26 protein-coding genes and 1 pseudogene are annotated in these 25,808 nt (G+C 63.5%); 2 read left to right on the forward strand and 25 right to left on the reverse strand.

Annotated features, from left to right (window positions below; genetic code table 11):
- Positions 1–1,121, reverse strand: a 1,121-nt coding sequence (gene malQ, locus QZ650_RS02680) for a 4-alpha-glucanotransferase (RefSeq protein ID WP_292522452.1), incomplete at its 3' end; no start/stop codon positions are given.
- A gap of 165 nt (positions 1,122–1,286) precedes the next feature.
- Between malQ and QZ650_RS02685 the strand changes: the two genes are divergently transcribed.
- Positions 1,287–1,505: a DUF2795 domain-containing protein gene (locus tag QZ650_RS02685; RefSeq protein ID WP_292518043.1), complete on the forward strand. Its 219-nt coding sequence runs from the start codon at positions 1,287–1,289 to the stop codon at positions 1,503–1,505.
- Here the strand turns inward: QZ650_RS02685 and QZ650_RS02690 are convergent.
- From QZ650_RS02690 to QZ650_RS02700, 3 genes are read right to left on the reverse strand one after another with little or no spacing between them, the layout of a single operon-like run.
- On the reverse strand, positions 1,502–2,317 hold the full coding sequence (locus QZ650_RS02690) for a proline dehydrogenase family protein (protein ID WP_292518041.1): 816 nt from the start codon (positions 2,315–2,317) through the stop codon (positions 1,502–1,504). The two genes, QZ650_RS02685 and QZ650_RS02690, sit on opposite strands and share 4 nt — an antisense overlap.
- Positions 2,318–2,320: 3 nt before the next feature.
- Complete coding sequence (locus QZ650_RS02695) at positions 2,321–3,124, reverse strand: methyltransferase domain-containing protein (RefSeq protein WP_292518039.1); 804 nt, start codon at positions 3,122–3,124, stop codon at positions 2,321–2,323.
- 12 nt (positions 3,125–3,136) lie between these two features.
- Positions 3,137–3,904, reverse strand: coding sequence for a TIGR04255 family protein (locus QZ650_RS02700; RefSeq protein ID WP_292518037.1), 768 nt, complete (start codon positions 3,902–3,904; stop codon positions 3,137–3,139).
- 117 nt (positions 3,905–4,021) lie between these two features.
- Between QZ650_RS02700 and QZ650_RS02705 the strand changes: the two genes are divergently transcribed.
- The gene (locus QZ650_RS02705; RefSeq protein WP_292518036.1) at positions 4,022–4,573 is read left to right on the forward strand and encodes a phosphatidate cytidylyltransferase; all 552 of its coding nucleotides are present in this window, start codon (positions 4,022–4,024) and stop codon (positions 4,571–4,573) included.
- Between the two features lie 149 nt (positions 4,574–4,722).
- Here QZ650_RS02705 and QZ650_RS02710 read toward each other — a convergent pair whose 3' ends face one another.
- The 21 genes and pseudogenes from QZ650_RS02710 to purH form a co-directional block, all read right to left on the reverse strand.
- Positions 4,723–5,091 carry a hypothetical protein gene (locus tag QZ650_RS02710; RefSeq protein WP_292518034.1) on the reverse strand — a complete coding sequence of 123 codons (369 nt, stop codon included), beginning with the start codon at positions 5,089–5,091 and terminating at the stop codon, positions 4,723–4,725.
- 46 nt (positions 5,092–5,137) lie between these two features.
- On the reverse strand, positions 5,138–6,091 hold the full coding sequence (locus QZ650_RS02715; protein WP_292518032.1) for a methyltransferase domain-containing protein: 954 nt from the start codon (positions 6,089–6,091) through the stop codon (positions 5,138–5,140).
- Positions 6,092–6,157: 66 nt separating this feature from the next.
- Entirely contained in the window at positions 6,158–6,583 is a 426-nt protein-coding gene (locus QZ650_RS02720; RefSeq protein WP_292518031.1) for a PaaI family thioesterase, read from the reverse strand.
- A gap of 2 nt (positions 6,584–6,585) precedes the next feature.
- A complete protein-coding gene (locus tag QZ650_RS02725) occupies positions 6,586–7,284 on the reverse strand; it encodes a glycosyltransferase (RefSeq protein ID WP_292518029.1) in 699 nt (232 codons plus the stop codon).
- Positions 7,281–8,258 (reverse strand): glycosyltransferase family 4 protein, encoded by a 978-nt coding sequence (locus QZ650_RS02730; protein WP_292518026.1) that lies wholly within the window; start codon positions 8,256–8,258, stop codon positions 7,281–7,283. The genes QZ650_RS02725 and QZ650_RS02730 overlap by 4 nt, the downstream gene beginning before the upstream one ends.
- Positions 8,255–9,574, reverse strand: a complete 1,320-nt coding sequence (locus QZ650_RS02735; protein WP_292518024.1) for an FAD-dependent oxidoreductase — start codon at positions 9,572–9,574, stop codon at positions 8,255–8,257. Before QZ650_RS02735 ends, QZ650_RS02730 begins: the two co-directional genes overlap by 4 nt.
- Before the next feature lie 140 nt (positions 9,575–9,714).
- Complete coding sequence (locus tag QZ650_RS02740; RefSeq protein WP_292518094.1) at positions 9,715–10,581, reverse strand: alpha/beta hydrolase; 867 nt, start codon at positions 10,579–10,581, stop codon at positions 9,715–9,717.
- Positions 10,582–10,919: pseudogene (locus QZ650_RS02745) on the reverse strand (epoxide hydrolase N-terminal domain-containing protein); the annotation flags it as partial.
- Positions 10,920–10,974: 55 nt separating this feature from the next.
- A complete protein-coding gene (locus QZ650_RS02750; RefSeq protein ID WP_292518022.1) occupies positions 10,975–12,372 on the reverse strand; it encodes an NAD(P)H-dependent oxidoreductase in 1,398 nt (465 codons plus the stop codon).
- 158 nt (positions 12,373–12,530) lie between these two features.
- Complete coding sequence (locus QZ650_RS02755; protein ID WP_292518019.1) at positions 12,531–13,286, reverse strand: 4Fe-4S binding protein; 756 nt, start codon at positions 13,284–13,286, stop codon at positions 12,531–12,533.
- A gap of 10 nt (positions 13,287–13,296) precedes the next feature.
- A complete protein-coding gene (locus tag QZ650_RS02760; RefSeq protein ID WP_366829789.1) occupies positions 13,297–14,145 on the reverse strand; it encodes an EFR1 family ferrodoxin in 849 nt (282 codons plus the stop codon).
- 160 nt (positions 14,146–14,305) lie between these two features.
- Complete coding sequence (locus QZ650_RS02765) at positions 14,306–15,889, reverse strand: sodium:solute symporter (protein WP_292518017.1); 1,584 nt, start codon at positions 15,887–15,889, stop codon at positions 14,306–14,308.
- A gap of 203 nt (positions 15,890–16,092) precedes the next feature.
- Complete coding sequence (ilvN, locus tag QZ650_RS02770; RefSeq protein WP_292518015.1) at positions 16,093–16,596, reverse strand: acetolactate synthase small subunit; 504 nt, start codon at positions 16,594–16,596, stop codon at positions 16,093–16,095.
- Positions 16,593–18,269 carry a biosynthetic-type acetolactate synthase large subunit gene (gene ilvB / locus QZ650_RS02775; RefSeq protein WP_292518090.1) on the reverse strand — a complete coding sequence of 559 codons (1,677 nt, stop codon included), beginning with the start codon at positions 18,267–18,269 and terminating at the stop codon, positions 16,593–16,595. The genes ilvN and ilvB overlap by 4 nt, the downstream gene beginning before the upstream one ends.
- A complete protein-coding gene (locus QZ650_RS02780) occupies positions 18,241–19,752 on the reverse strand; it encodes a 2-isopropylmalate synthase (RefSeq protein WP_292518013.1) in 1,512 nt (503 codons plus the stop codon). The genes ilvB and QZ650_RS02780 overlap by 29 nt, the downstream gene beginning before the upstream one ends.
- 85 nt (positions 19,753–19,837) lie before the next feature.
- Complete coding sequence (locus QZ650_RS02785) at positions 19,838–20,515, reverse strand: DUF4013 domain-containing protein (RefSeq protein ID WP_292518011.1); 678 nt, start codon at positions 20,513–20,515, stop codon at positions 19,838–19,840.
- A 195-nt stretch (positions 20,516–20,710) separates the two neighbouring features.
- Complete coding sequence (locus QZ650_RS02790) at positions 20,711–21,406, reverse strand: DUF4013 domain-containing protein (protein ID WP_292518009.1); 696 nt, start codon at positions 21,404–21,406, stop codon at positions 20,711–20,713.
- A 256-nt stretch (positions 21,407–21,662) separates the two neighbouring features.
- Positions 21,663–22,310, reverse strand: coding sequence for a DUF4013 domain-containing protein (locus QZ650_RS02795; RefSeq protein WP_292518007.1), 648 nt, complete (start codon positions 22,308–22,310; stop codon positions 21,663–21,665).
- Positions 22,311–22,487: 177 nt separating this feature from the next.
- A complete protein-coding gene (locus tag QZ650_RS02800; protein WP_292518005.1) occupies positions 22,488–23,180 on the reverse strand; it encodes a DUF4013 domain-containing protein in 693 nt (230 codons plus the stop codon).
- 130 nt (positions 23,181–23,310) lie between these two features.
- Positions 23,311–23,754, reverse strand: coding sequence for an N-acetyltransferase (locus QZ650_RS02805; protein ID WP_292518003.1), 444 nt, complete (start codon positions 23,752–23,754; stop codon positions 23,311–23,313).
- Between the two features lie 440 nt (positions 23,755–24,194).
- On the reverse strand, positions 24,195–25,679 hold the full coding sequence (gene purH, locus QZ650_RS02810) for a bifunctional phosphoribosylaminoimidazolecarboxamide formyltransferase/IMP cyclohydrolase (protein ID WP_292518001.1): 1,485 nt from the start codon (positions 25,677–25,679) through the stop codon (positions 24,195–24,197).
- Between the last annotated feature and the right edge of the window lie 129 nt (positions 25,680–25,808).

Here is a 25,808-nt window from a genome sequence, read left to right on the forward strand (position 1 = left end):
CCCTCGCCGAACGCGAAGAGGAGGATCTTCATCCCCGGAAAGTCGAACCGGTCGAGGAGCCCCTGGACGGCCGGTGTGTTCGCCCCGAGATCCTCGGCGACGATGGCAAAGCAGGGGAACCGCCGGGCAAGCACCTCAAAAAAGTCGGCTCCCGGCCCGTCGACCCAGGTGCCGTTCTCCGCCGTCGCATCCCCCGCCGGGACCTCGTAGTAGTCGGCGAACGCCCGGAAGTGGTCGATCCGGAAGAGGTCGTAGAGTTCACCGGACCGGGCGACCCTGCTCACCCACCAGTCGTACCCTCGCTCCCGGAGCGCGGGCCAGTCGTAGACCGGGTTCCCCCAGAGTTGCCCCGTCGCACTGAACATATCGGGAGGCACCCCCGCCACCACGGTGGGGCGGAGGTCTTCGTCCAGCTGAACGATCCCGGGGTTCGCCCAGACGTCGACGCTGTCGTAGGCGACGTAGATCGGTATATCGCCGATGATCTGGATGCCCCGGCCGGTGCAGTGCCGGTGCAGCGCCGACCACTGCCAGGCAGCGAGGTACTGGATGAACTTCTCCTTCCGGATTCGGTCGGCGAGACGCTCGCGCATCTCGTGGATGGCCTCCGCCTCCCGGTTCCGGATCTCCGCCGGCCAGCGGCTCCACTCCAGCCCGTGGAAGTGGTCTTTGAGCGCGACAAAGAGCGCGTGATCGTCGAGCCACCACCCTGTACCGGCGGAGAACGCCTCATACCCGCTCTCCGGCGCCGATTCAGAGAAGCGCCGGTAGGCGCACGAGAGCAGCCGTTCCTTGTACCAGGTGACCGCCTCGTAGACCACCCGCCCTTCGGGAAAGCCGGGCACCGGCTCCAGGTCGGCCGCCTCAAGGAACCCATCCCGGACGAGCAGGTCCGGGCTGATGAGGAGACTGTTCATGGCGAACCCCGACGGGCTGCAGTAGGGCGAGTTGGCGTACACGCACCGGGTCGGGTTGAGCGGCAGGATCTGCCAGTAGTGCTGCCGGGCTCGCGCCAGCGCCTCGACGAACCGGTATGCCGACGGTCCGAAGTCCCCGATCCCGTACGTCGACGGAAGAGACGTGATATGCAGGAGTATGCCGCTTCCCCGTGTCTGGATCACCTGTCGTTCCCCCGGAGTTGATGCGGGCCTTTGGGATTCGATCGACTTATAGTCTTGTACCGGCCGATCCCGTCGATGAGGGAGAGGCCGGGCGGATCTCGCACCCGACCCGGTGCCGTGGGGTACGGTCAAATAGGTTCCCCGCATAGGGGCCCCGAAGAGGAGGTGATCAAGACGGCTTTACCGACCGGCGTGACCGCGACCCGTGTTCACGAGTACCTGAGCGACGTCGCCTACCCGGCAACCAGAGAGGATCTGATCGAGTATGCCCGGAGTGCCGGTGCACCGGACGAGATCGTCGAGACGCTCGAACGGCTGCCCCGAAGGCGCTACGCAAGCCCGGACGTCGTGACCGAGACGATAGGAATGGTGATGAAGAGTTAGGGCGCCGGCGCCCTCCCCTCCGCCGCCAGCTTCGCGAGATACTTCTCGCGTCGGGCGACGTAGACATCCGCCTGCTCCCCGAAGGGCACGTACTCGGCGACGGCCCGCCCCTCCCCCGCGAGCCGGAGTTTCGTCTCGTCGGATAGCCCCATCAGGAACGCGAACTCGACCGTCTCATGAGCGTCCTGCGCGAGCCACGCGACGAGGTCCGGGTCGTGGGTGCCGGCCGAGAGCGGTATGCGGCGGTCGAGCACCCCCGCGGCAAGTCTGCGGAAGCGCTCCCGAACCTCATCGGGGTCATCCGTATCACCGGGATAGACGCCCTTCACCAGGCGGGGCCGGATGCCGTGGCGGAGGATTCGCTCGAGGTCGCCCGGGGTGCGGTCGAGGTTGGCCTGGAGGGCGAGGGTCACCGGCACCCCCTCCCGGGCGCAGGTGACGGCGGCGTCCACCGTCATCGCCACAAATCCCCGCCCCTCCATATCCACCTCAAACCCGACGCCGCGTGAACGCGCCCCGCGAGCGAGCCGGAGCAGCGAGTCGCGGGCGGTGTCCCGGTCGATGAGCGCACCGAGCGCGGTCATCTTCACTGTGAGGGAAGCGTCCAGACCCTGCTCGTCGATAGCAGCTACGATAGCGGAAGAGTGCTCCAGGTTCTCCCGGACCTGCCGCTCGCTTCGGGCATACTCGCCGAGAGCGGCGAGGATGCACCGGATACCCCGGGCGTTCTGCGCCCGGCACCGCCGAACCGCCGCATCGAGGTCGGGCAGCGTCCACCGGTCAGCCCTGCCGCCGATCATGGGCACAGCCACACCCTACTGCTTCCTCGCGAGCAGCCACCCGCGGCCGACGAGTCCCAGGCCTGCGGCCTTCTCCCAGAGGCCGAGCCCCTGCAGGGCATCCTCGTACGCCTCCTCCCCGAATATCCCGGCGATCGTCTCCCGGCCACGTTCGAGCCTCCCCCGGATCTCGCGGACCATCCGCACGGGGTTGCCCGTGAGTTCACCCCCGTCGGTGACAACAAACCCGTTCCGCTCAAGGAGATCCGCGTAACTCTCGACGGTCGCAAAGTAGGGGAAGATCCTGAACGTATCCTGTGTATGCCACTCCTCGTCGTTCATCGGCCCGGTCTGCACCCAGTCGGCGAACGCGAGGGTGCCCCCCGGCTTTAAGACCCGGAAGACCTCGCTGACCATCCGGTCCTTGTCCGTCACGTAGCACCAGGCGTCCTCACCCCAGGCTGCGTCGAAGATCCCATCGTTAAACGACATCTTAAGAGGGTTCCCCTGCTGGAAATCAACCCGATCGGCCAGCCCGGCCTCCTCAATCCCCCGGACCGCCAGATCAACCATCTGCGGCAGCGCGACAAGCCCGATCACGGTCGCGCCGTACTCCCGCGCGATATGCCGGGCCGGGCCTCCCGGGCCCGGGAGGAGGGCGAGGATCCGGGTCCCCCCGGCGAGTCCCGCCCGCTCCGCGAGAGGATCGAGGGCGCGATCGGCATCCTCCCCTGCGAGCATCTCCCAGATGAGCCCGACCGGCCCCCCGTAGACCTCCTCAACCTCGCCGGCGTGGGCGTCCATCATCGTCATCCATTTCCGGCGGACAATATCCCCCATGCGAGACACCCCTCACCGTGCCGCCGTCGCTACCTTCTCACGGATGGTGAAGAGGTCGCGGAGAGTGTCCTTGATGCAGGCCTCGAAGATGTCCCGCACATGGGTGTGGGCGATCTCGAGCCAATCCGCCACTCCTTCCGGCGGAATGCTCTCCCCCTCCGTCAGGTAGTAGTCGATGTTCAGGAGGAACGCGTTGTTCTCCGTCGATTCAGGCACGGCGTCGGTCAGTTCCACCCGGCAGTTGTCGCGGTTGTCGTGGAACGCGAACTCGCACCCGGTGATGAACCCCGCCGGCACCCGCGGGAGTTCCGGCGGAAGGGCGGGGTAGAAGGCGAAGTAATCCGAGAGTGTCACTTCCCCCCGGGGGATCTCGATGAGGTTGACGTACCGGAGGTTCATCGTCCCGATGGCTTCGATACCGATGACGTCCCGGACCTGGTCGAAGACACCGTGGATCCGTTCCGAGAAGGCCTCCCAGTGGACGTAGGGCTTCTGGCAACTCACTGAGAGGAGACGGGGCCCGACCTGGACCGCACAGCCCTCGTCCTCGGCAAGGAAGATCGACCGTTCGCTGACCACGATCTCCTCGCGGAGTCCCTCGGGCCCGAGGAGCATGACCACTTCGCGCACGTAGCGCTGGTCCCGCTTCGGGTAGTCGTCCTTTAAGCGGCTATACAGCATGCCGGGGTAGGTCAGGTCCCAGGGTGTGCCCTCGGGAAACCGGAACTCGCATATCACTTCGGCGGCGGGCGGGTTAACATACTTTCGTACCTCTGCCATCTTCTTCTCCCTCACAGTGGTGTAGGATAGAAGAAGATCCCATTAAAGTGACTGTTCCCGGCGAGCGACCGGCCGCTCGCGCGATGCTTTATCTCCCGGGGCTGCCATGCCAGTGCGATGAACGAGCTGCTCCGCCAGACAGTCCACCTGCTGATGGGGGTCATCGGCGCCGGGCTCCTCCTCCTCCTCGACGATCGTTGGGCGTTCATCCTCGCAAGCGCTGCACTCGTCGCCCAGTTTCTCGTCTGCGACGCCATCACCCGCGGCTACGACGTCCCGGTCGTCTCGCGGGCGCTGGACGAGACCGAACGGCAGGAGCGGGTGCCGCTCAAGGGAGGGATCGCCTACGCCGCCGGGGCGCTCCTCTGCCTCGCGGTCTTCGGCCGTGAGTATACCGCGGTCGGCCTCGTCACGGTCGGGGTGCTCGATAGCGTCTCAACCCTCTCCGGGCTGCGCTTCGGGCGGCATTTCCTCCGGGGTGAGAAGTCACTTGAGGGGACGGCTGCCGGGGTCGCCGTGGCCGCTCTCGCGCTCGCCTTCCTGATCCCCTGGTGGGCGGCCGTGGTCGCAGCGGGGATCGCCGGGGTCGTCGAGGTCTGCTCCCCGGTCGACGACAACCTGGTGGTCCAGGTTGGGGTCTGTATGGTCCTGGCGGGGATGGGGTTGTGATTGAAGAATCTCGAGTGCCGGACTTGAGGAGTGCAGAACAGATTGAGGCGATGAAAAAGCCCTGTACGCGGGCAGGTACGACAAAAAAAGCATGAGCCCTCGGAACGATCTTACCAGATCGTGCCGAGCCCTCTGGTGCCCCCCTCTTCTCAGTGCCTGACGCCCCGCTTCTTGAGTTCCTCCGACTTCCTCTTCGAGCACGCCTCGCACCGGAACTCGGGCGCAGGGTCGTTTGTTTTGTCGTAGTTCTCTGCCCGGACCAGGCGGTAACCCCGGGCGATCGTGCCGCAGTCCACGCACCGGACCTCCTCTCTGACCTCCCACTGGGCGGCGAGCGTCTCGGAGGTGAAGATGAACCGGTCGACCCAGAAGAAGATGAGGCCGCCGATGAGGTTTGCTATGATGGTGGCGGTGAGCGCCCCAAGCCCCCCGAGCAGCGCGAGGACCCCGGCGAGGATCGGCGTCGAGAGCTGCCACCGGACGAGATACAGGCCGTATCGTTTAAAATTTACTTCCACCCATAAAATTCGACGGGCGACCTCATAAAAATCAGGGTCGGCACCGTCACGCAAGCACCAGGATCCGGCGGGTCAGGCTCTTATGCACCCGCTGCTCGTGCTCCTGCAGGACGGTGAAGTGACGGGCGGCGATATCCGTGATATCGCGATGCGTGACGACGACCGCGCGCCTCCCGGGCTGGAGAATGCGCCGGACCTCCGCGAGCGAGCCGTCGTAGAGCCGGTCCATGCTCTCGGCGCGGATCCTGACCGACTGGCCGTAAGGCAGATCGGTCACGACCGCATCAAGGGCGCCGTCGCAGATCGGGACCGCCGTGGCGTCGGCGATCATCACATCCGAGCCCGGGAGGTTCTGCCGGTAGCCGGCGACCATTGCGGGGTCGAAGTCGCTCCCGAGGATGCAGGCACCGATCTCCCGGGCCTCAAGGAGGATCCCGCCGGTCCCGCAGAAGGGGTCAAAGACCACCTCGCCGGGCGCGACGAGGGAGATGTTCACGAGCGCCCGGGCCATTCGGGGCATCATCACGCCGGGGTGGAAGAATGGCCGGCGCATGGGGTTCCGGGCATCGAACGCCCCCCGGTCGATCTTCTGGATGACGCGGCCGAAGTAGCAGCGGTCCTCCGAGACGACGGCGCGATACTCTTCGACAGGATCGGCGAGCGATACCGGGCCGGCGATGAGGCCCCCGATCAGCCGTTCGAGGTCGAGGCGCGGCACATCCATCCGGCTCCCCTGGATCAACTTCACCCGGCCGGCAAACGGCTTCTCGGTCCGGATGGCAAGATTGCGGAGGAGATCCGCAAACGCCTCCCGGTTTGCCTCGCACTCCCCGAGGTACTCCATCACCACGTGCGTCAGGGCGAGCCGCCCGGCGGCCAGGGGGTCCGGGCACTCGGCGACCGCAACCTGGGCCCGCCGGTCAAGGACGGTCCCCACGCACTCCAGTTCCATGGCCGGGAGGTCGGGGTGCTCACCGGAGAGTTCGAAGAGCAGTTTCATCCAGAGAGTATTGGCTCCGCGGAGCGATAAAACGGGCGGACGGGGAGAGCCGGAGGATACGGTCACTCATCCCCGCTTCGCCGCAACCCCCGTCTTGAACCCGACACCCTCAAGCGAGGCGACAAGGCGATCGCCGGAGTAGACGTCCACCGCATACACCGATACCCTCTCCGTCTCCGAGACCCTGCGGGCGACCGCCTCGAGCGTCTCTCCTGCCGGCGGCGAGAAGTACCGGATATGGCCGGAGAGCCCGGTCTGGTCCACCCCGTCCATATTCCCGGCGATGCCGAAGGCATGGTCCGCGAGGGCAAAGATCGCACCACCGTGGGTCGTGCCGTGGGCGTTCTCCATGCCCGCGGTCGGCATCGCCACCCGGACAGATCCCCCGGCGATCTCCGTGACCACCATACCGAGACGGCGGGCAAACTCGCAGGTGTCGGACCGGTGCACCACCCCGGCGTAGGACTCCGGTATGGATCGTTTCGCCTTCACGCCTACTTGTACTCCCGTTGCGAGTAGGTGACGCCGCCGGCATCGCCGCCGCGAAGAACGATATACAACCATTCCCAGAGCGACTTGAGCGTCCCGAACTGCTGGTAGCGCCGCATCGAGAACCCGATCTTCAGGCCCGGATCGAGGTAGACCTTCCCGAGTTTGCGCATCCGCTGCGCAATCTCAAGGTCGTCCCCGGCGTCGATACACCGGTACATCCCTGCCTGGATAAACGCCTCCCGGTCAAAGGCCGTGTTGCACCCGAGCGTAAAGTAGATCGTCCGGGTGTGGTAGCCGAGGCGCGAGAAGGTGTTTGCGCCAAGGAGGGAGAGCCGGTTCCGGAAAGTATCCTCGATCGGGTAGACCGTGCCGTAGAGCTGCACGATCTTGCGCTCCGTAAAGTTCCTCTCGATCCGCTCCACCCAGTCCCGCGGGAGGATGCAGTCGGCATCCGTCGTGGCGATGATATCGCCTTTCGCGGCCATCGCCCCGTCGTTTCGTGCTCCACCCACCCGTTTGCTCGTCTGGATGAAGACCCTGTCCGCCAGGGGTTCGGCCAGTTCCCGGGTCCTGTCTTTCGAGTTCCCGTCGACGACGATGATCTCGTAGGTCTCCCTCGGCACCGTCTGGTCGGCGAGCGACGCAAGACAGCGCTCGATGTTCTGCTCTTCGTTGTAAGTCGGAACGACGACGGAGATCATCCCTCGATCAACTCCCGGTATAGTTGTTGATGCCGTTTTGCTATAAGCGTGATGTCGTATCGCTCCGTCGAGGCGCGGGCCGACGCTGCGCAGTGCCGCAGGGTTGCGTCGTCGGCGAGGAGGTCCCGCGCCTCGTCGGTCCCGGAGAAGAAGAGGACCGAGTCCCCGAAGATCTCCCGGAACTCAAAGATATCCCGGGCGATGACCGGGAGACCCGCGGAGAGGGCCTCGACGATCACGAGACCAAACGTCTCGGCGTGGGAGGGCATGAAGAAGATGTCCGCCCCGCTGTAGGCCCGGGAGATGTCGTCGATGACGCCGGTGAAGATGACGTTCTCGTGACAGTGAGTCTTGAGCATCTGGATCTTGGCGTAGTCCTTCGAGAGCGTCCCGTACGGGAACCCCCCCACCCAGATCCAGGTCATATCGGGGTGCTGGTCGGCAAGTTTGAGGAAGTCGTAGATGCCCTTCCGGGGGGTCTGCTGGCCGACGGAGAGGACCACCCGCCGGTCGGGGTCGATATCGTACTCGTCGCGAAACGATTCGCGTTTCTTTTTGTCCCGCTTGAAGTACTCCCGGTCGATGCCGTTCGGGATGAGGGTCTTTGGGACTTCGGGGACGAGTTGCTCGGCCTCCCGCTGGCAGGGCTCCGATATCGTGATGATATGATCGAACTGCCGGTAGATCTTCGGGTATACCGTGTTGATCCTCTTTGAGAAGGCGACATTTCCCTCGTTCAGGCGCGGGGTCGAGTGGGCGGTCAGGACCTTTGCACCCTCGGTGAACTTCAGGTGGTACATCGCCCAGGGCCCGAAGGTGTGGTAGTGGGTCAGGTCGAAGTCGCCGCGGTAGGAGTTGCGGGAGACCTCCATGCCGGGGAGCCTGGCGAGGTGGTTATGGAGCGTCCTTGCGGCCGTCGCGCACCCGATGTATCGGAGGAAGCGGAAGTCTTCGACGAATATATTGACCTTCATCGATTCGCCCTCACGAAGTCGATCGCGCTCCTGATGCAGCCATCCATGTTAAGGTACTCGAACTCTGCGAACCGGCCGACGAGGTCAATCCCCCGCTCCCGGCAGAACTCCCTGACGATCGCGATATTTTCGAGGTAACCGGTGTCGTAGACGACGTAGGCGAACTTCTGCCGCTCAAGACCGGTGTAGACGACCGCGTCCCGCGAGGGGATGATCCCGGCGGCGACGAGCGATTCGACCGTATGCTCGATCACCGCGTCGTCCGTCATCCGGGAGACCGCATCCCCGTCATTATAGGTGATCTCGGCGAGGATCGAGGAGTGACCCGGGGGAGCCACCTTGCTGCTGTAGTTTGAGGGGAACGATATCCGGTTGAAGAGGCCGGCCTTCTCGTCGGGGACGTAGAGCCAGGAAATGTCGGGGACAGAGCCGGACAGCCCGATGAAGACCGAGCAGAGCGAGTTGTAGCGGAGGGCGTCGCAGGCCGCCTGCACCTCGGCCGGGACGTCGGCGAGGCAGGGGAGCAGGTTCTGGAGCGGGATCGTCGATATCAGGCGGTCCGCGTGAACGGTCTCTCTGCCGTCGCTCACCGTGAACCCTCCATCCTCCTCGCGGATGGAGGCGACGGGGAAGCCGGTCCGGACGGCGGGGAGGACCGGATCTGCGATCGCCCTGACGAGCGCCTCGATCCCGCCCTCGATGGGATAGGAGAAGACCGCCTGGTGGGTGTAGCCCTCGGTCTCGATGCCGATGGCCGATTTGATGATATCCTCGACCGGCGGCCGGGGGATCCGCCCTTCGACCCAGTGATGCGACATCCGGTCGGCCGGGTAGTTCCAGATCTTCTGGTTGTAAGGGAGCATGTAGCACTCGGCGATGCCCCGGCCGAAGGTATGGGTGATCCACCCGGCAAAGTTCGTCGGCGGCGGGACCTCGCCCTTCTCGACGGCGATAAGGTTTTTGACGAACTCGTTGATGCAGAAGAAGCGATCTTCGTCGGGCAGTTGATAAAGACCGTTCTCGAAGGGATACTTGACGTAGCGTCCTTTATACAGGATCTTCGTGTTGCGCTCCCGCCGGTCGGCGTTCTCACCGAGGACCGAGAGCATGAAGGAGAGGACTTCAGTGTCGCGGGAGAAGATGATGTGCGAGCCCCCGGTATCGAACGTGAAACCCAACTCTCTCTTCGAGCGGCAGAGCCCCCCGATCGTCTCATCCTGTTCAAGAACGGTTACGTCGTCGCCCAGTTCGTGGAGCAGGCGGGCCAGCGTTATCCCGGTGAGACCGCCACCCAGTACCGCCGATTTCACGCTCATACTGTTTACTGCCGATGCCATATATGGTTGACCATCCGTTTCCCGGCGGTTGTCGTGTATTGGGTCAAAAAACGGCAAAATCTGACAGGGAACGCGGGTTGCAACTTCTTTTGCGCCTTCCAGCCTGCACAAAGAAACGCCTACGAACTCGCGAGCCCCTCGACGAACTCCCGCACGTCCTCTGCGTAGAGCTCGGGCTCCTCCCAGGCCGCGAAGTGACCGCCGCGGGGGAGTTCGGTGAAGCGCTTGAGGTTCACCCTGCGTTCGGCCCACTCGCGGGGCAACGGGGCGTCCCGGGGAGGATGGGCGACGGCTGCCGGAATCGGGGTGCGCTGCCAGGAGCCGGAGGCCGCGTGGGCGTCGAGGTAGTACCTGCGGGCGGACGAGCCGATCGTCTGCGTGACCCGGTAGATCATGATGTTCGTGAGCAGTTCGTCGCGGCTGAAGCGCTCCTCGATCTCCTCGCCGGTCGTGCCGGAGACGATGAAACTCATGATCCGGGCCGCGAGGCCTGCGGGCGAATCGGCCAGCCCGCAGGCAAGGCTCTGCGGTTTGGTCGACTGGATGATGTTGAAAGCGCCCTCGTTCATCCACCACTGCCGGATGAAGTCTGCAAATGCAATCTCGGGCTCGGTGAGGGTCGAGAGATCCGTCGTCTGGTCCGGGTAACCGACGTCGATCAGGTGGATGCCAATCAGGGCGTCGGCGTGGTGTTCGGCAAGGGATTGGACGATCAGTGTCCCGACGTCGCCGCCGGCCGCAACGAACTTCCGGTATCCCAATCCTTCCGTCATCAGCCGGACGAAGAGAACCGCAGCATCGTCGGCGGTCACGGCCTTCCGGTCGGAGAACCCCTGCCCGGGGATGGACGGGACGACAACGTCGAACGAGAGACCGGAATCGCCGAACCAGGCCGGATCGGTCAGCATCGGGATGACCCTGTGGTAGCGGTAGAAGGAGTCGGGCCAGCCGTGGAGCAGGAGGATCGGCGTAGGGTCCGGTCCCATGGAGCGTTCATGGATGAAGTGAATCCCTACTCCGTCAACGCCCTGAACTGGGCAAACCTGTTGAGCGCGACCTCGTGCCTGCGCCAGTCGTAGGAGTGCTCCCAGTATTCCACCAGCCCCTGCATATAGGGAAGGCTGGTGCCGTATTCCCAGCCGGCATCATCAGGCTCGTCGGGCCAGCGGGTGCTGGCAAGCCGCCGGGCGAGGTCATCAAGGGTGGCCGCCGGAACGGCGATGGTGAAGGGTTCGATCTGCATGCGGTCGGTCCTCCTCGTCGGGGTGCTGCCCTCCCGGCGGTGGACCGCCGGGATGCCGCCCCTGGAGAGTATCGCTCGCATATAAGTATTCGGGCCGGGGCTCGTCCCGGCCCGTCCGCCCCGCGCCGTCGGCAAACTACTGTTTTGCCCTTCGCTTCGCGAGAACCGTGCTCTTCTCTATCGAGTCCTGCAGGGGCTGGACCATGTAGTGGGGCATATTCTTCACCACATCCCGCCTGACGGCGGGGATGCTCATCGCAAGAGAGGTCACCCGGGTGCTGATCCGCTGTGCATAATTCCAGGTGGGGAAGTCATAGAGCCCGTTCTGCCGGTAATACCGGTCGTCCGCCTTGAAGATTGCCCGCATTCCTCCCCAGATCTCGTCCCGGAAGATCTTGTGACCGGCGACGGCCGGGAAGGTGGGCGGCGCGATATACCCCCGGTCCGCGAGCCTCATCGAGCGTTCGGCCAGGGCGTGCAGGGCGGCATCGATCCCGGCAGGGTCTGGCTCGTTGGTCACGATCCCTGCAAGGTTGGCTTTCTCCGTCATCACAAGGCTCGTGAGAACCTCCCGGAGGGTCGCGAGATGGCCGAGCGGCCCTTCCACCAGGTACCCGACCTGTTTTCCCGCAAATGTCGGCACATGGCCGTTGAAGAAACTCCGGTCGAAGAACTGCTTCCAGGCAGCCGAGAAGAAGCGGTCCCGGACGGTCCCGGCAATGACCAGGATGTCCGCCGGGACGACATGCTCCTCCCAGAACGCCCGGAACCCGTCGTCGTAGACGCAGGCGTTCTCGAAGGCGCACCGGCAGCATCCCAGGCAGGCGCCTTTCATCATGGCGTCGCGGATGTGGGCGACCTGGACCGGACCTGCATAACACGCCGCAAGATGCCGGACCATCGCCTCCAGGTCGGAACCGGGTTCTGCATCGTGGAGGATGACCACCCGTCTTCCGCGGGTATCCACCGCGGCCGGCGGGCTCTTCGGGGCGTAGGCCGCAAAGAGAGCGGGCAGCGGCGGAAATTCCCCCTGGACCGGCCGTTGTTCGCTAATCGCTTCCAGGAAGTCGGAAAAAAAGAGGATAAGCCGCTCCTGAAACGCTTCATTCTGGAGGTCCTGTATATGGGCCGAGCAGAAACCAGTGTAACGCATCCCAAAGTCGTCGCAGACCGCGTGCAGGTAGGCATGGGCGGTGTGATCGAAGAAATGGATGGAGGTGGTGAGGGCGGCGGCGTACTTCCCGGAGAGCACCTCCGCCGCGTTTCGTCCACCTACCAGTTCGATGAACCGCTTCAACTGGGCCGGGACCAGCATGCAATAAACCGGGGTTGCCCAGAGGACGCCGTCGCACTCCTGTACTGTGGCGAGCAGCCTGTCCCAGGCTTCCTCCTGCCGCTCGATCGTCCTGATATCCTGGCCCACATGCACAACGGAGAAGGTATGCTCTGGAAACGCCTGCTCAAGGAACCGGACATACTGCAGGGTGACGCTCATCTCACCCTTGGGGCTCCCGGATATGACACAGATCTGCATGGTCCCGTCCTATATCCATCTGAATCAGGGGGAGAGATATACCTTACGAAAGAATGGTGCGATCTCTGGCGCCTTACCGGACCCGGAGTGCCGGATAATCGCCCAATCGGTTAACAGGATGTCGGTGAGGCCCCGTTATTGCGGCAGGGGTTTTACGCTCATCTTCCCCTCCACGCGTACCGGACGGCCCCCTCCGGGCAGGCGTCGAGACATTCGCCACAGAGGATGCACTCCGCATGCTCCATCCGCCCCTCGCGGACCATGCTGCGGACATCCAGGCTCATCGGGCAGATTTCGGAGCATTTCCCGCAGTCCACGCAGCGCCCCGCATCGGCCGCGAGGCGGAGTGCCGGCCACCCGGCGAGGTTCCTGATCTTCCTGCCGATGATCAGCATCACCGCGATGGGGCAGAAGGTGTGGCAGAACCCCCGCCGTCCGGCGAGGAGGGCGAAGACGGTGATGAAGGCGATCTGGGCGTAGAGAAGGGTGTATGCGCCCGGCCGGTCGATCGAGATCCCGTTGCTGGTCTGGTAGAACGGGTCGAAGACCCAGAGGCCCCCGGCGGAGTGGACGGCGAGGGCGATGGACCCGAAGATCCCGAGAAAGACGGGGTACTTGAGGTAGTTCAGCCACCCGACCGTCACCGGTCTTCCGTTTATCCGGGCGTAGATCTCCTGCAGGCCGCCCGCGGGGCAGAGGTAGCCGCACCAGAGCCTCCCGAAGAAGAGCGAACCGATGAAGAGGAACGTGAATACGAATAGGCCGCCGGTGGCGATCCCCTGCGACGCACCCTCGGTGATGAGCGGGCAGGAGACGTAGACGAAGGTCACCGGCATCAGCACAAACGAGAAGATGAGGAGTGCTATCCGGACTCTCTGGCGCAACGCCTGCCGCATCACCGATCTCTCTGTCATGGCTCAAACCTCACTCGCGGAGCTCATCTTCCCCGCTGCGCCTCCAATCCACGATCGTGAGGTCAGGGTGCCGGTAGCGCTGCCTTCCTTCTGTACGCTTTCCAGCCTGGATCGCCTCCGCCGGGCAGAGGTGGATGCACCCGCAGCAGAGTTCGCAGCGGTGATTCCAGACCGGCCGGCCGTCGATTATCTCGATGTTCCCTGCCGGGCAGATGCTCGCACAGGTGCCGCAGGACGTGCACGCTTCGCTGACCGTAAACTTGCGGTCGTCCCCGTGAACCCGGGAGCGGAACCGGGGATACATGATGGCCTTGACGAGCCGTGCGACCGGCGAGTTCGGGAGTTTCACCCTCTCGCCCTGGCGGATCCGGCCCGCGATAGCCTCGAGCTCCGCGCCCGCCGCGGCAAGCAGCCGGTCCCGCTTCTCCCCCGCGGGCGACCCGTACATCAGGATGTAGTTGCCCGGCATCCTGACCGCAAACCCGGCGTCGAGCCCCCTTCCGCCCCGCTCCCCAAGGACTCCATCGAGCTGCCGGAGAGCCGCAGAGCCTCCGCCTCCCCCGTGCGTGACGACCGAGAAGACGTAGTCTGCCAGAGCCAGGTCGAGACGCTCCGCAAACGATTCTACCATTGCCGGGAGGCCGGAGAAGTAGACCGGGCAGACGATACCGATCCGTTCGGCGTCCGGGCGGATCTCGCCTGTGGCATTCCGGAACGCCGCTATCGGGACGAGCTCGGTGTCCCCGAGGGATCCGGCAACCTTCTTTGCAGCGGCAAGGGAATTGCCGGTGCCGGTGAAATAGTAGATGACGGTCTTCATGACAACCTCAAACGATCCGATCTCTGCCGGGGCCTGCACACCGGCTGTCCACCGGTTGGGTCAGCAACCAACGTGTCTGCTCATATGGAATATGGACTTTGCGAAGACGGGCGGGCGAACCGTGATCGCTCTCAACGTGGCGCATACGCCATACGGTCCCATGCAGGAGTGCGAAAAAAGGAGATGGGAGCGCTCCCCGTCACTCCCGGCGGGGCGTGTCCTTATCGACGAACCAGGTCTCTCCCGGGCTGCCCGCCTGCGAGGGGAGGGCGCGGGACTGGATGAACCAGCCGGTCCGGGTGCTGTCAAGCGTGGTCTCGCTGTTCCGGGCGGTCATGAGGCTGACGACGACCAGGGCGAGGATCGAGAGCACGAGTGCGTAGAGGCTGAAGTGCATCGGGAGTTTTGCCACGAACTGGTGCCAGTAGCCGAAGGCCGCGGCCGAGACGAGCCCCACCGCCATGCTCGCGATCGCTCCCTGTCCCGTCGCGCCGCGCCAGTAGAGCCCGGCAAGCAGCGGGACCGCGAACGTCGCGAGCATCACCCCGATACCCATCCAGATCAGCCAGGCGAGCATCGGCGGCGGATTGATGGCAAGGAGGAGCGTGCCGCCGGCACCGAGGACGATCGTGACCTTCGAGACGAGGAGGACCTCTCTGTCGGTCGCCGAGGGGCGGAGGATGTTCTTGTAGACATCCCACGCGAACGAGGTGCCGACGGTGAGCATCAGCCGGTCGGTCGTCGACATCACCGCCGCAAGGACGATGACCGCAAAGAGCGCCCAGAGCGCCACGTTCGGCATCGCGTACTCGACGCCGGCGATGAAGGCGAAGTCCTGGGCGTTCACGGCCTGCGGGAGCACCAGCGTCCCCTCCTCAACGAGCGATCGCACGGCAAACCCGGTGAACTTCACGAGGAACATCACGACCGCGTAGATCAGGAACGCGACGAGCGGCGCCCACTTGAAGTAACGTTTCTCCTTCACCGCCAGGACGTTGCTGACGACGTGCGGTGCGCAGGCGAGGCCGACCATAAGGAGGATCCCGAACGAGAAGAGGAACTCCGGCGTCGTGTAGGCGTACGAGGCATAGGCAGTCGGGAACCAGGGCTCGACGAAGTTCGGGTCGACCCCGGCAAGCACGGTATTGATGTGGGCGATCCCGCCGGCGCTCGCGATGACCGGCGGGGCCATCAGGAGGACGCCGAGGATCAGGATCCCGCCCTGGAAGAGGCCCGTCCACGATACGGCGTAGAGCCCCCCGACGACCGTGTAGGCGGTGATGATGACCCCGGAGATGAGGAGCGCCTGCCAGTGCGGGATACCGAAGAGCCAGACGAGCACGATACTGATCGCGGCGTACTGCCCGACGAGGTAGATCAGGGAGACGACGATGCCTGAGACCGCGGCGAGCGCCCGGACCGCCCGCGGGCTCTCGAACCGGTCCGCGAGGTAATCCTGAATGGTCAGGTAGCCCCGCTCCTGGCCGAGGGTGTGGAGTTTCACCCCGAAGAAGATGATGCAGAACGAGGCCGCGAGCGGGACGAAGACCTGCTCCCATATCCCGGGCCAGCCTGAGGTGTAGCCGAACCCGCTGACACCGAGGAGGCTCATGCCGCTGCAGATGGAGCAGACGATCAGGATTGTGAAGACCCAGAACCCGAGCGATCTCCCCGCGAGGATATAGTCCTCGGTGTTCTTGATCTTCTTAGAGGCCCAGCTCCCGATGCCGATGAGGACGACAAAGTAGAGCACGATCACGGCGAGCGTTGCGAGGTCCGCCATTCAAGCGGCCTCCCTGAAATGGAGCCCCCAGAGGGTGAGCAATACGATGACAACGAGGATCGCACCGCCCACGATCATTCCCGTATGGAAAGGTAACCCGAATAACATGCTGTGTTAGTATGTGGCATGCTAACATATAACACGATCGTTCGGGACGGGGAGATCATCCCGATGGATGGTCGAACCGGCCACACCAAAAAATGTTATTTGGAACTCTTCACGGTCTTTGCCCCGCGGAGGAGGGCAATCTTACCCGTGCGGACGAGTTCCTTGATGCCGTACTGGCGCAGGAGTTTCTCGAGCGCGTCGATCTTTGACGTATCTCCGGTCACCTGGAGGACCAGCGTCTTTGACCCGACATCCACGACCTGCGCCCGGAAGATATCAGCGATCTGGAGGATCTCAGCGCGGGAGGTGCCGGATTCGGCAGCCACCTTGATGAGGGCGAGTTCCCGCTCCACGCTCTCGCGCTCCGTCAGGTCCGATACCTTGATGACGTCGATGAGTTTGTTGGTCTGCTTCATCACCTGCTCGACGATGCCGTCGTCGCCGTTCACGACGATCGTGATCCGGCTCATGTTCGGCTCCTCGCAGGTCCCGACGGCGAGGCTCTCGATGTTGAACCCCCGGCGCGAGAACATGCCGGCGACCCGGCTCAAGACACCCGCCCGGTTCTCGACCAGGACGCTCAGCGTATGCGGCTTCATCCCTGACGCACCCCGATCATCTCGTTGATCGCAGCACCGGCAGGGACCATCGGAAAGACGTTCTCCTCCCGCTCGACCCTGAAGTCGAGGACGAACGGCCCGTCGGTGGCGAGCGCGGTCTCGATCGCCTCCCGGACGCCGTCTTTCTCCTCGACCCGGATCCCTTCGACCCCGTAGGCGTTCGCAATCTTGACGAAGTCCACCGGCGGGAGCTCCGTGTAGGAGTAGCGGCGGTCGTAGAAGAGTTCCTGCCACTGCCGCACCATGCCGAGGTACATGTTGTTTAAGATCACGACCTTCACGGGGATATGGTACTGCGCCACCGTCCCGAGCTCCTGAATGTTCATCTGGAAGCTTCCGTCACCGGCGACGTCGACGACCGGGAGGTCCGGCCGGGCGAAATGGGCGCCGATGGCCGCCGGGAACCCGTAACCCATCGTCCCGAGACCGCCGGAGGTGATCCAGGTCCGCGGCTTCTTGAAGCAGTAGTAGAGCGCGGTCCACATCTGGTTCTGGCCCACCTCGCTCACGATGATCCCCTCCCCTTTCAGGACGTCGGAGAGCTCCTGGATGACGTACTGCGGGCGGAGGCAGCCGTCGTCGCGGTAGCGGAGCGGATACTGCGCCTTCCAGGCGTTCGTTCGGGCAATCCAGTTCGCCGTCTGGCCATGCTTCTGCATCCGCCGTAGAAGCGCCTGGAGAACCGCTTTGACGTCGCCCACGATCGGGACGTCGACCTTCTTGTTCTTCCCGATCTCGGCCGGGTCGATATCGATGTGGACGACCGCGGCGTTCGGAGCGAAGGTCTCGATCTTCCCGGTGACTCTGTCATCGAACCGGACGCCGACGGCGAGAAGGAGGTCGCACTCCGTGACGGCGTAGTTCGCGGACTGGGTGCCGTGCATCCCGAGCATCCCGAGGTTGAGCGGGTGGTCGCCGGGGACGGCGCCGAGGCCCATCAGGGTCGTCGTCACGGGGATGGCGGCGGTCTCTGCAAACTCAAGGAGTTCGGCCGAGGCCCCCGAGAGGACCACACCCCCGCCGGCGTAGATGAGCGGGCGCTCTGCTCTCGCGATCAGGTCGAGCGCCTTATCGATCTGGCGGACATGCCCCTGGTAGGTGGGCTGGTAGCCCCGGAGGGAGACGGTCTCCGCGAGAGGCTTTGTGCTCCTCACCTCACTCGTGCTGACGTCTTTGGGGAGATCGATCAGCACCGGGCCGGGCCGGCCGGTCCGGGCGATGTAGAACGCCTCCTGGACAGCACGGTCGAGATCGTTGGCATCTTTGACCAGGTAGTTGTGTTTCGTCACCGGCATCGTGATCCCGGTGATGTCCGACTCCTGGAACGCGTCGTTCCCGAGGAGGCCGGTCGGCACCTGGCCGGTGAGCGCCACGACGGGGATAGAGTCCATGTAGGCCGTCGCGATCCCCGTGACCAGGTTACACGCGCCGGGGCCGGAGGTGGCAAGGCATACCCCTACGCGGCCGCTCGCACGCGCGTAGCCGTCGGCCGCGTGCGCCGCTGCCTGCTCATGCCTTACCAGAATATGCCGGATCGATGAATCGTAGAGTTCATCGTAGATCGGCAACACCACGCCGCCGGGGTAGCCGAAGATGGTATCCACCCCTTCTCGCTGCAGCGCTTCAATCAGAGTCCTGGCTCCGGTCTTCATGCTCTTCACTGAGTAGTCTGTTCATCCCTGCGATAACTGCTTCGACGCTTGCCATGATGATGTCGGTCCGGGCGCCCCGCGAGGTTACGGTCTTCCCGTCCCTGCTGAGTTTGACCGAGACGTCAACGACGGCGTCCGTGCCGCCGGTTATGGCATCCACGCGGTATTCATCGAGCCTTACGCTCCCGACGTCCGCGACCGATCGCTGGAGCGCGCGGATCGCCGCGTCCACCGGCCCGGTCCCGACTGCGGCACCGGTGATCTCGTCGCCACGGACGAGCATCGTCACCGAGGCGGTCGGCATCGCGTTGCTCCCCGAGACGATGGTGAACTGGCGCAGTTCGATGCACGGGGTGAACTCGATCTCCATCACCGTATCGGCGATCGCCATGATGTCGGCGTCGGTGACCCGCACCCCGGCATCCCCGACCTGCTTGATCCGAGCGACGATCTCGGCAAGTTGCGCCGCGTCCGGGGCATACCCCATGTCGTGGAGAGCGGCTTCGACCGCCGCCGACCCGGAGTGTTTGCCGAGGACGATCCGGCGCTTCCGTCCCACCCGTTCCGGCTGGAGCGGTTCGTAGGTGCTCGCATCTCGCATCACCCCGTGGGCGTGGATGCCGCTTTCGTGGGTGAAGGCCATCTCGCCGACGATCGGCTTGTTGGTCGCAAGCGGCACCCCGGTCAGCCGGGCGACGTGGGTCGAGAGGGGGTAGAGTTCCTCGGTCCGGATCCCGGTCTTCTTCCCGTAGAGGACCTCGAGCGCCATCACGAGTTCCTCAAGCCCCGTGTTTCCCGCCCGCTCCCCGAGACCGTTGACGGTGACGTGGGCACAGGATGCCCCCGCCCGGAGGGCGGCGACGGTGTTTGCGAGCGCGAACCCCAGGTCGTCGTGGCAGTGGATGGAGAACGGGGCGAAGAGGAGCGGCGGTATGATCTCTGCCGCCCGCTCGGGCGTGAGGAGCCCGACGGTGTCGCAGAAGCAGAGCCGGTCGGCTCCCCGCTCGACTCCTTCCCGGAAGACCTCCGCGAGGAACGCCTGGTCGGCGCGGGACGCGTCCTCCCCGGATAATTCCACAATCAGCCCGCGGCTCTTCGCGTACTCAACGGCACTCCAGGCCATCTCAGAGACCTCGTCGCGAGTCTTACGGAGCTTCTTGCTGATGTGGAGGTCGCTCACCGGGACGACGAGGTGGACGGAGTCGGCACCGGCATCGGCGGCGAGGTCGATATCCCCGGGAAGGGCACGGACGTAGGTGCAGGTCTCGGCAGCAAGCCCGGCGTCAGCGATGGCGCGGATGGACTCGCGCTCTCCTGCGGAGGCGGCGGCGGAGCCGGCTTCGATGACGTGGACGCCGACGTCGGAAAGATGCGTTGCAATCTCAAGTTTTGCGTCCGGCGCGAGAGAGACACCCGGTGTCTGTTCGCCGTCCCGTAAGGTAGTGTCAAAAAAGCGTGGCAATTCACCAAATAAAACGATCACTCATAGTGGGTTACACCGAGAGATAGTTGGCGGCGGCGTTACTTAAAGGTTGGGCAACCGGGGCGGCAAAAAAGGGAGAGGGAGGTTATGCCGGCGCCGGGGCGCTCTCATAGACGAGGGCGATGTAGCGGGAGGCGAAGATGATGAACGCCGGCGAGAGGAGGAAGACGAGGAGCCAGCCGATGAGCGGGATGAACATCAGGACGACCTGCACGACCGTGATCACGATACCCATGATGAGGAGGGCGACGAAGACGTCAAGCCACCCGACCCTTCCAATGTGCGCAAGGAGGGTCCTGAGCCTGAAGGCCTCACCCATCTTCCCCGTCCGGGCGAACCGGACCATCGCAAACGTCGAGAGGATGCCGACAACGATGGCGGCGAGGATGAAGATGATGAAGAAGGCGAGCGCTACGAAGATGGCCAGCTCCGGGCTGAGGAGCCCGCTGGAGCTCGTTCCCGCCGGGGTCACCGTCGATGAGACGGGAATGAAGTACAGCGCAAAGGGAAGGAGCGTGAGGACCATGAGCGGGATCGAGTAGACGATCGTGATAACGATCAGTTTAATACCGTCGATAAAGAGCCCGATCCAGCCCTCGGGTTCGGGAGCGGGTTTTGCACCGCTCATGACCCGTACACTGTAGCCGTAGATGAGCGGGAAGACGATCGAGGCGATGATCAGGAGGAGCCAGCGGACCCACCTGCCCCAGAGGGCCTCTTTCGTGTAGTCGAAGGACTCATTGAGGTATTGGATGTAATCCATGAGTATCACCGTATGTTGTGGTAGAAATCTCCGGTTTGAGGTGATAAACACGCTGCTTTGTTCATGCGATCCACCGGGCCCGGATCCAGAAGTTGTGCTGATAACCGGCGAGTTCCCGAGAGTTCACGCCCCCTGGGGAGCGAACGGGTAAGATTGCCGCAAAGAGTCCTGCAAAAAAGAAAGGGGTATTTCGATTTACGCGGGAGCGGGTGCTTCCTCGTAGACCTGGGCGAAGTAGCGGGCGTAGAAGATGGCAAACGCCGCATTGAGGAAGAGCACGATGATCCAGCCGAGGATCGGTATCGAGCTGATGATGCCGACCACGAACCCATAGACGAGCGCGATGATGAGGAGGACGATGACCGCGATGATCCAGGTTCCCCAGCCGAGCCTGCCGATGTGTTCGAAGATCGCGCTGAAATGGAACGCCTCACCGAGGCTGCCCGTGCGGGCAAAGCGCAGCAGGGCAAACAGGGCGATGAACGCGAGGACGATCGCGACGATCCCTGCAAGCAGGAAGCCCCCGATGAGGCTCAGCACTGCAGCGCCCATCGCCGCGGGGTCGCCGCCGGCTGCTTCGCTTGCGAGCATGCCGATTGCGCCGAGTCCGCCGAAGATCAGGAAGACCAGGATCGCCGGGATCATGTAGACCAGCGTGATGATGTTCATCTTCCACCCGTCAACGAAGAGCCCGACCCAGTCGTCGATCTCGGGGGCCGGCGTCTTTCCCGCGAGCACCCGCACGATGTAGCCGTTGAGGAGCGGGATCAGCGAGAGCGTGAGCCCCTGCACGAGTGACAGGACGGCCAGGATGACCCACTGCATCCATTTTCCTACCAGGGCATCCTTGGTATACTCGAATGACCTGGAGATTACAGTACCGTAGTCCATAGGTGTATCACCTACGAGTAAATGTGAGAAAACCGGATATAAATGTATTGATACAATTAGCTCAATCGGGTTAAACATCTCTTGAAAATGAGCGAAATAATTCGTATAAACCGGCAGATCTTCGTGAAAATTCCTTGGCGATGATCCGGAGCGCCGCAGCGTATATATACTCTGGTCCGGCAACGGTGCCGGCCCGGCACGGGCCGGCATTCGGTCCTTGCCGGGGCGATCCCGGCCGCAAAAGGAAAATGGGGTTTTAAGCCGGCGCCGGAGCGCTCTCGTAGATCTGCGTCATGTACCGTGCCGCGAAGATGATCCAGACGGGGTAGAGGAAGAGCATGATCAGCCAGCCGATGATCGGGATCGCGCTCAGGATGGTCGTGATGACACCAAAGACAAGCCCGACAATCCAGAGGATGATGAGGGCGACGATGTAACTCCCCCAGCCAATCTTCCCGATGTGCTCGAGGATGGCGCCGAAGGCGAACGCCTGACCCATGCTGTCCTTCTGTGCGAACCGGATCATACCGATCGCCGAGATGAGCGAGAGGATGATCGCAACGATGAACGTGATGATGAGTCCAAGGCCGATCGACCCGAGGGCGAGCATGGGGTCCCCTTCTCCCACCATAGCCGCCGGTATGACGAAGATGGCCATAATGATGAAGACCGGGATGGCGTAGATGAAACCGATGATGAGGAGTTTCAGGCCGTCAATGAACATCCCGACCCAGTTATCCGTCTCGGGAGCGGGCTTTACGCCGCTGTAAATGCGGACCATGTATCCCATGATGAGCGGGAATATGATCGTGCTGATGACGAGCAGGATCCATCGGCCCCACTTGCCCCAGACAGCGTCTTTTGCATAGCTGAACGAATCGCCCAGCATGTTTCCATAATCCATAGGTATATCACCTACGATTTACTTTGACGCAGTTTAGTATAAAAATGTTGCTTTGAGTTCTCTGCTCGGGTCTCACTTTTGCTGAAACAGAGCGATCGTTGTTGGATAACCCGTCTATCCGGGTTCAACACATTCGATTGAACCCAGAGCATTGCACATGAATGCAGGATCCCCGCATCACCCCGGCGCCGGGGCGCTCTCGTAGGCCTCGACAAGGTAGCGGGCGTGGAAGATGCCGTAGGCCACCCCGAGGAAGAGGTTGATGATCCAGCCGAGGATGGGTATCGAGGCGATGAGCCCGTTCAAGACCGCATACACGAGGCCAATGAGCACGAGGATGATGAGCGCGAGAATCCAGGCCCCCCACCCGATCCGCCCGATGTGCCTTGCGATCGCCCCGAAGCTGAACGCCTGGAGGAAACTCCCCGTGTGGGCGAACCGCACGATGGCAAACATGGATATGAACGATATGATGATCCAGATGATGCTCGCGATCACGATCCCGGTGACAGCGGTAGCGACGGCCGATGCCCACACGTCGGGGTTGTCCAGCCCCCTTGCCGCAATAGCGGAGATGGCCGCAATCCCCCCGAAGACGGCCAGGACCAGGATGACCGGGATCAGGTAAATCAGGGTGATGATGTTCAACTTCCACCCGTCAAGAAAGAGCCTGCCCCACTGGTTCACGTCCGGGGCGGGCCGCCGGCCGGAGAGCACCCTGACGATGTAGCCGTTATAGAGCGGGACCAGAAAGAGCGTGAAGACCTGGACGAGCGAGAGGATGACCAGGAGCACCCACCGCCACCATTCGCCCCAGAGGGCGTCTTTTGTGTAACCAAGCGACCGGGAGATGAGACTGCCGTAGTCCATATGATACCACCTTCGGCCGTGGAGTGACGGTGAGGCGTATAAATGTATTTGAACCGCCGCATCTTGAGCCGGCTCACCGTTCAGACTGTTTACCGGCACCCGAACAGGGGTTTGACAGAATCCCGGAGGGTCAAAACTCCTTTCTCAGGTAGACCATATCGACGAGATGTTCGCCGCAGTCGAAGATCGGGTGGTCATAATGGTCGATAAAGAAGTTCTCGACGCGGTGAGAGATCCGAAACCCGCAACGCTCGTAGAACCGGAGGATCCGGGGACAGTCTCCCGTGCCGACGATCATGGCGCGGCACCTGCCCCTGTAGTGCTCGAAGAGGTACTCGATAAGCCGCCTGCCGTAGCCCTGTCCCCGAAACTCCTCGTATGTGGCGATGTTCTTCAGTTCATAAACGCCGTTGCCTTCGTCCGTCACCACGCAGACACTCACCGGATCCCGGTCATAGAGAACAAACATATCCCCGCGAAAGAGGTAGGTCTCGATCATGGATTCCTGCTCGTCCCCTTCGAGGAGCAGGTCGAGAAACCGTCTCTTATTCTCCCGGATCTCTTCGATCTTCATGGCAGAGACCCTGCTGGAATGCGGTTTTACGAGAAAAAGGCTCTGTTGAACCCCAATTCTGGTCTTCCTCCCTATCTTGATAAGGCTGGTGCCGGACCCGGCTTGTCCCCGGGACGACTTTTTTTTCTCGGGCATCTCTGCATGCCATGGACCGTGGTGGCTATCACCATTGGGGGTGGGGCTTGACGGGGAGGGGGTCTCCCCCTCCCCTGTCGCGCGAAGATCCGCATATCTCAGGCCCCACCCCGCCCGCGCTTCGCGCTCCTCAGTCGCACCTGCGGTGCTCCAACTCCTGCTGCTCCAGCAGTCGTTCCCCGCCCCGGGGGCGGGGGCAGTCATGGCGATACCCGATGGAAAGCCGTACCCCGGAGCGCGGTCATCTGGAACAAACGGGTGGGGGTTCAACAAAGCCGAAAACAAAGAGATCTCCGGCCGGCCTCTCAGTGCCGGAAGTGCCGCACCCCGGTGAAGACCATCGCGACGTTGAGCCGGTTTGCCGCCTCGATGACCTCCTGATCCCGTATGGAGCCGCCGGGCTGAACAAGGGCCGTCGCGCCCGCCGCCGCCGCAACCTCCAGGGTGTCGGGGAAGGGGAGGAAGGCGTCCGAGGCGACCGCCGAGCCGGCGAGGGGACTGCGGGCCTTCCTGACCGCGATCTCCGCGGACTCAACCCGGTTCATCTGCCCGGCGCCGATCCCGATGACCGCCTTCTCGTTCGCGAAGATGATGGCGTTGCTCTTCGTGTGCTTGCAGACCTTCAGGGCGAGGTGCATCGCCTGCAACTCGTGGGCGGTGGGCTCCCGCTCGGTCACGACCCGCCAGTCCTCGCGGTAGGCCCCCGTCCGCTGGACAAGGACGCCACCGTCAATGCTCCGGACCTCGTCCTGCACCACCAGCTCGGGCAGCCGGAGGACCCGCATGTTCTCCTTGGCCTTCATGATCTCAAGCGCTTCGGGCGTGTAGGACGGGGCGACGACGACCTCGACGAAGGTCCCCGTGAGTTCGCGGGCGACGTCTGCCCCGACCTCACGGTTCATGGCAACAATCGACCCGTAGGCCGAGACCGGGTCGACATCGCGGGCGGCGATGTAGGTCTCAAGAAGCCCCTCCCCGGTCGCGACCCCGCAGGGGTTGTTGTGCTTGACGATGACGACGGCACACTCCTCGAACTCACGAAGGAGGCCGACCGCGGCATGGACGTCGAGGTAGTTGTTGTAGGACATCTGCTTGCCCTGAAGCGGCTGCTCGCCGGCGATACCCGCGTCACCGTAGACCGCCGCCGCCTGGTGGGGGTTCTCGCCGTAGCGAAGCGTCCTCCCCCCCCGGAACTGGAGGGTGAGGACGTCGGGGAACGGCCGGTCGATCCCGGTGAGGTAGTTCGTGATCGCGCCGTCGTAGGCCGCCGTCCGGGCAAAAGCCTTTGCGGCGAGGTTCAGCCGCTCTTCGGCCGAGAACCCGCCCCGCCGGACGGCATCCGCAACCGTCCCGTAATCGGCCGGGTCCACCACGACCGCGACGAACTTATGGTTCTTCGCCGCCGCCCGCACCATTGCCGGACCGCCGATATCGATATACTCGATGATCTCATCGACGCCGAGCCCCGCGTCCTTCATCGCCTCGAAGGGATAGAGGTTCACCACGACGAGATCGATCGGCTCGATCCCGTGCTCCTGCATCACGGCGTCGTCGATGCCGCGGCGCCCGAGGATACCCCCATGGATCTTCGGGTGGAGGGTCTTGACCCGCCCGTGCATCATCTCGGGCGAGCCCGTGTAGGTGGAGACATCCGTGAACGGGACCCCGGCCTCCGCGAGCGCCGCCCCGGTGCCTCCGGAACTCAGGAGTTGATAATCGTGCTCAACGAGCACCTTTGCAAGATCGACGATGCCTGCTTTATCCCAGACAGACAGCAGTGCCCACTTCATGGGTACACGTGAGCGGGATAGGGAAATATATATTTGGCGCCGCCCGCAAAACCGGCCGTGTTTCTCCCGGCTGTGCTCTGTGAGAAGGAGACGGGACGCAATACGGCCGGAGGAAAGGCTACCACCCTC

The sequence above is a fragment of the Methanoculleus sp. genome (genome assembly GCF_020696975.1).
Lineage (GTDB): Archaea > Halobacteriota > Methanomicrobia > Methanomicrobiales > Methanoculleaceae > Methanoculleus.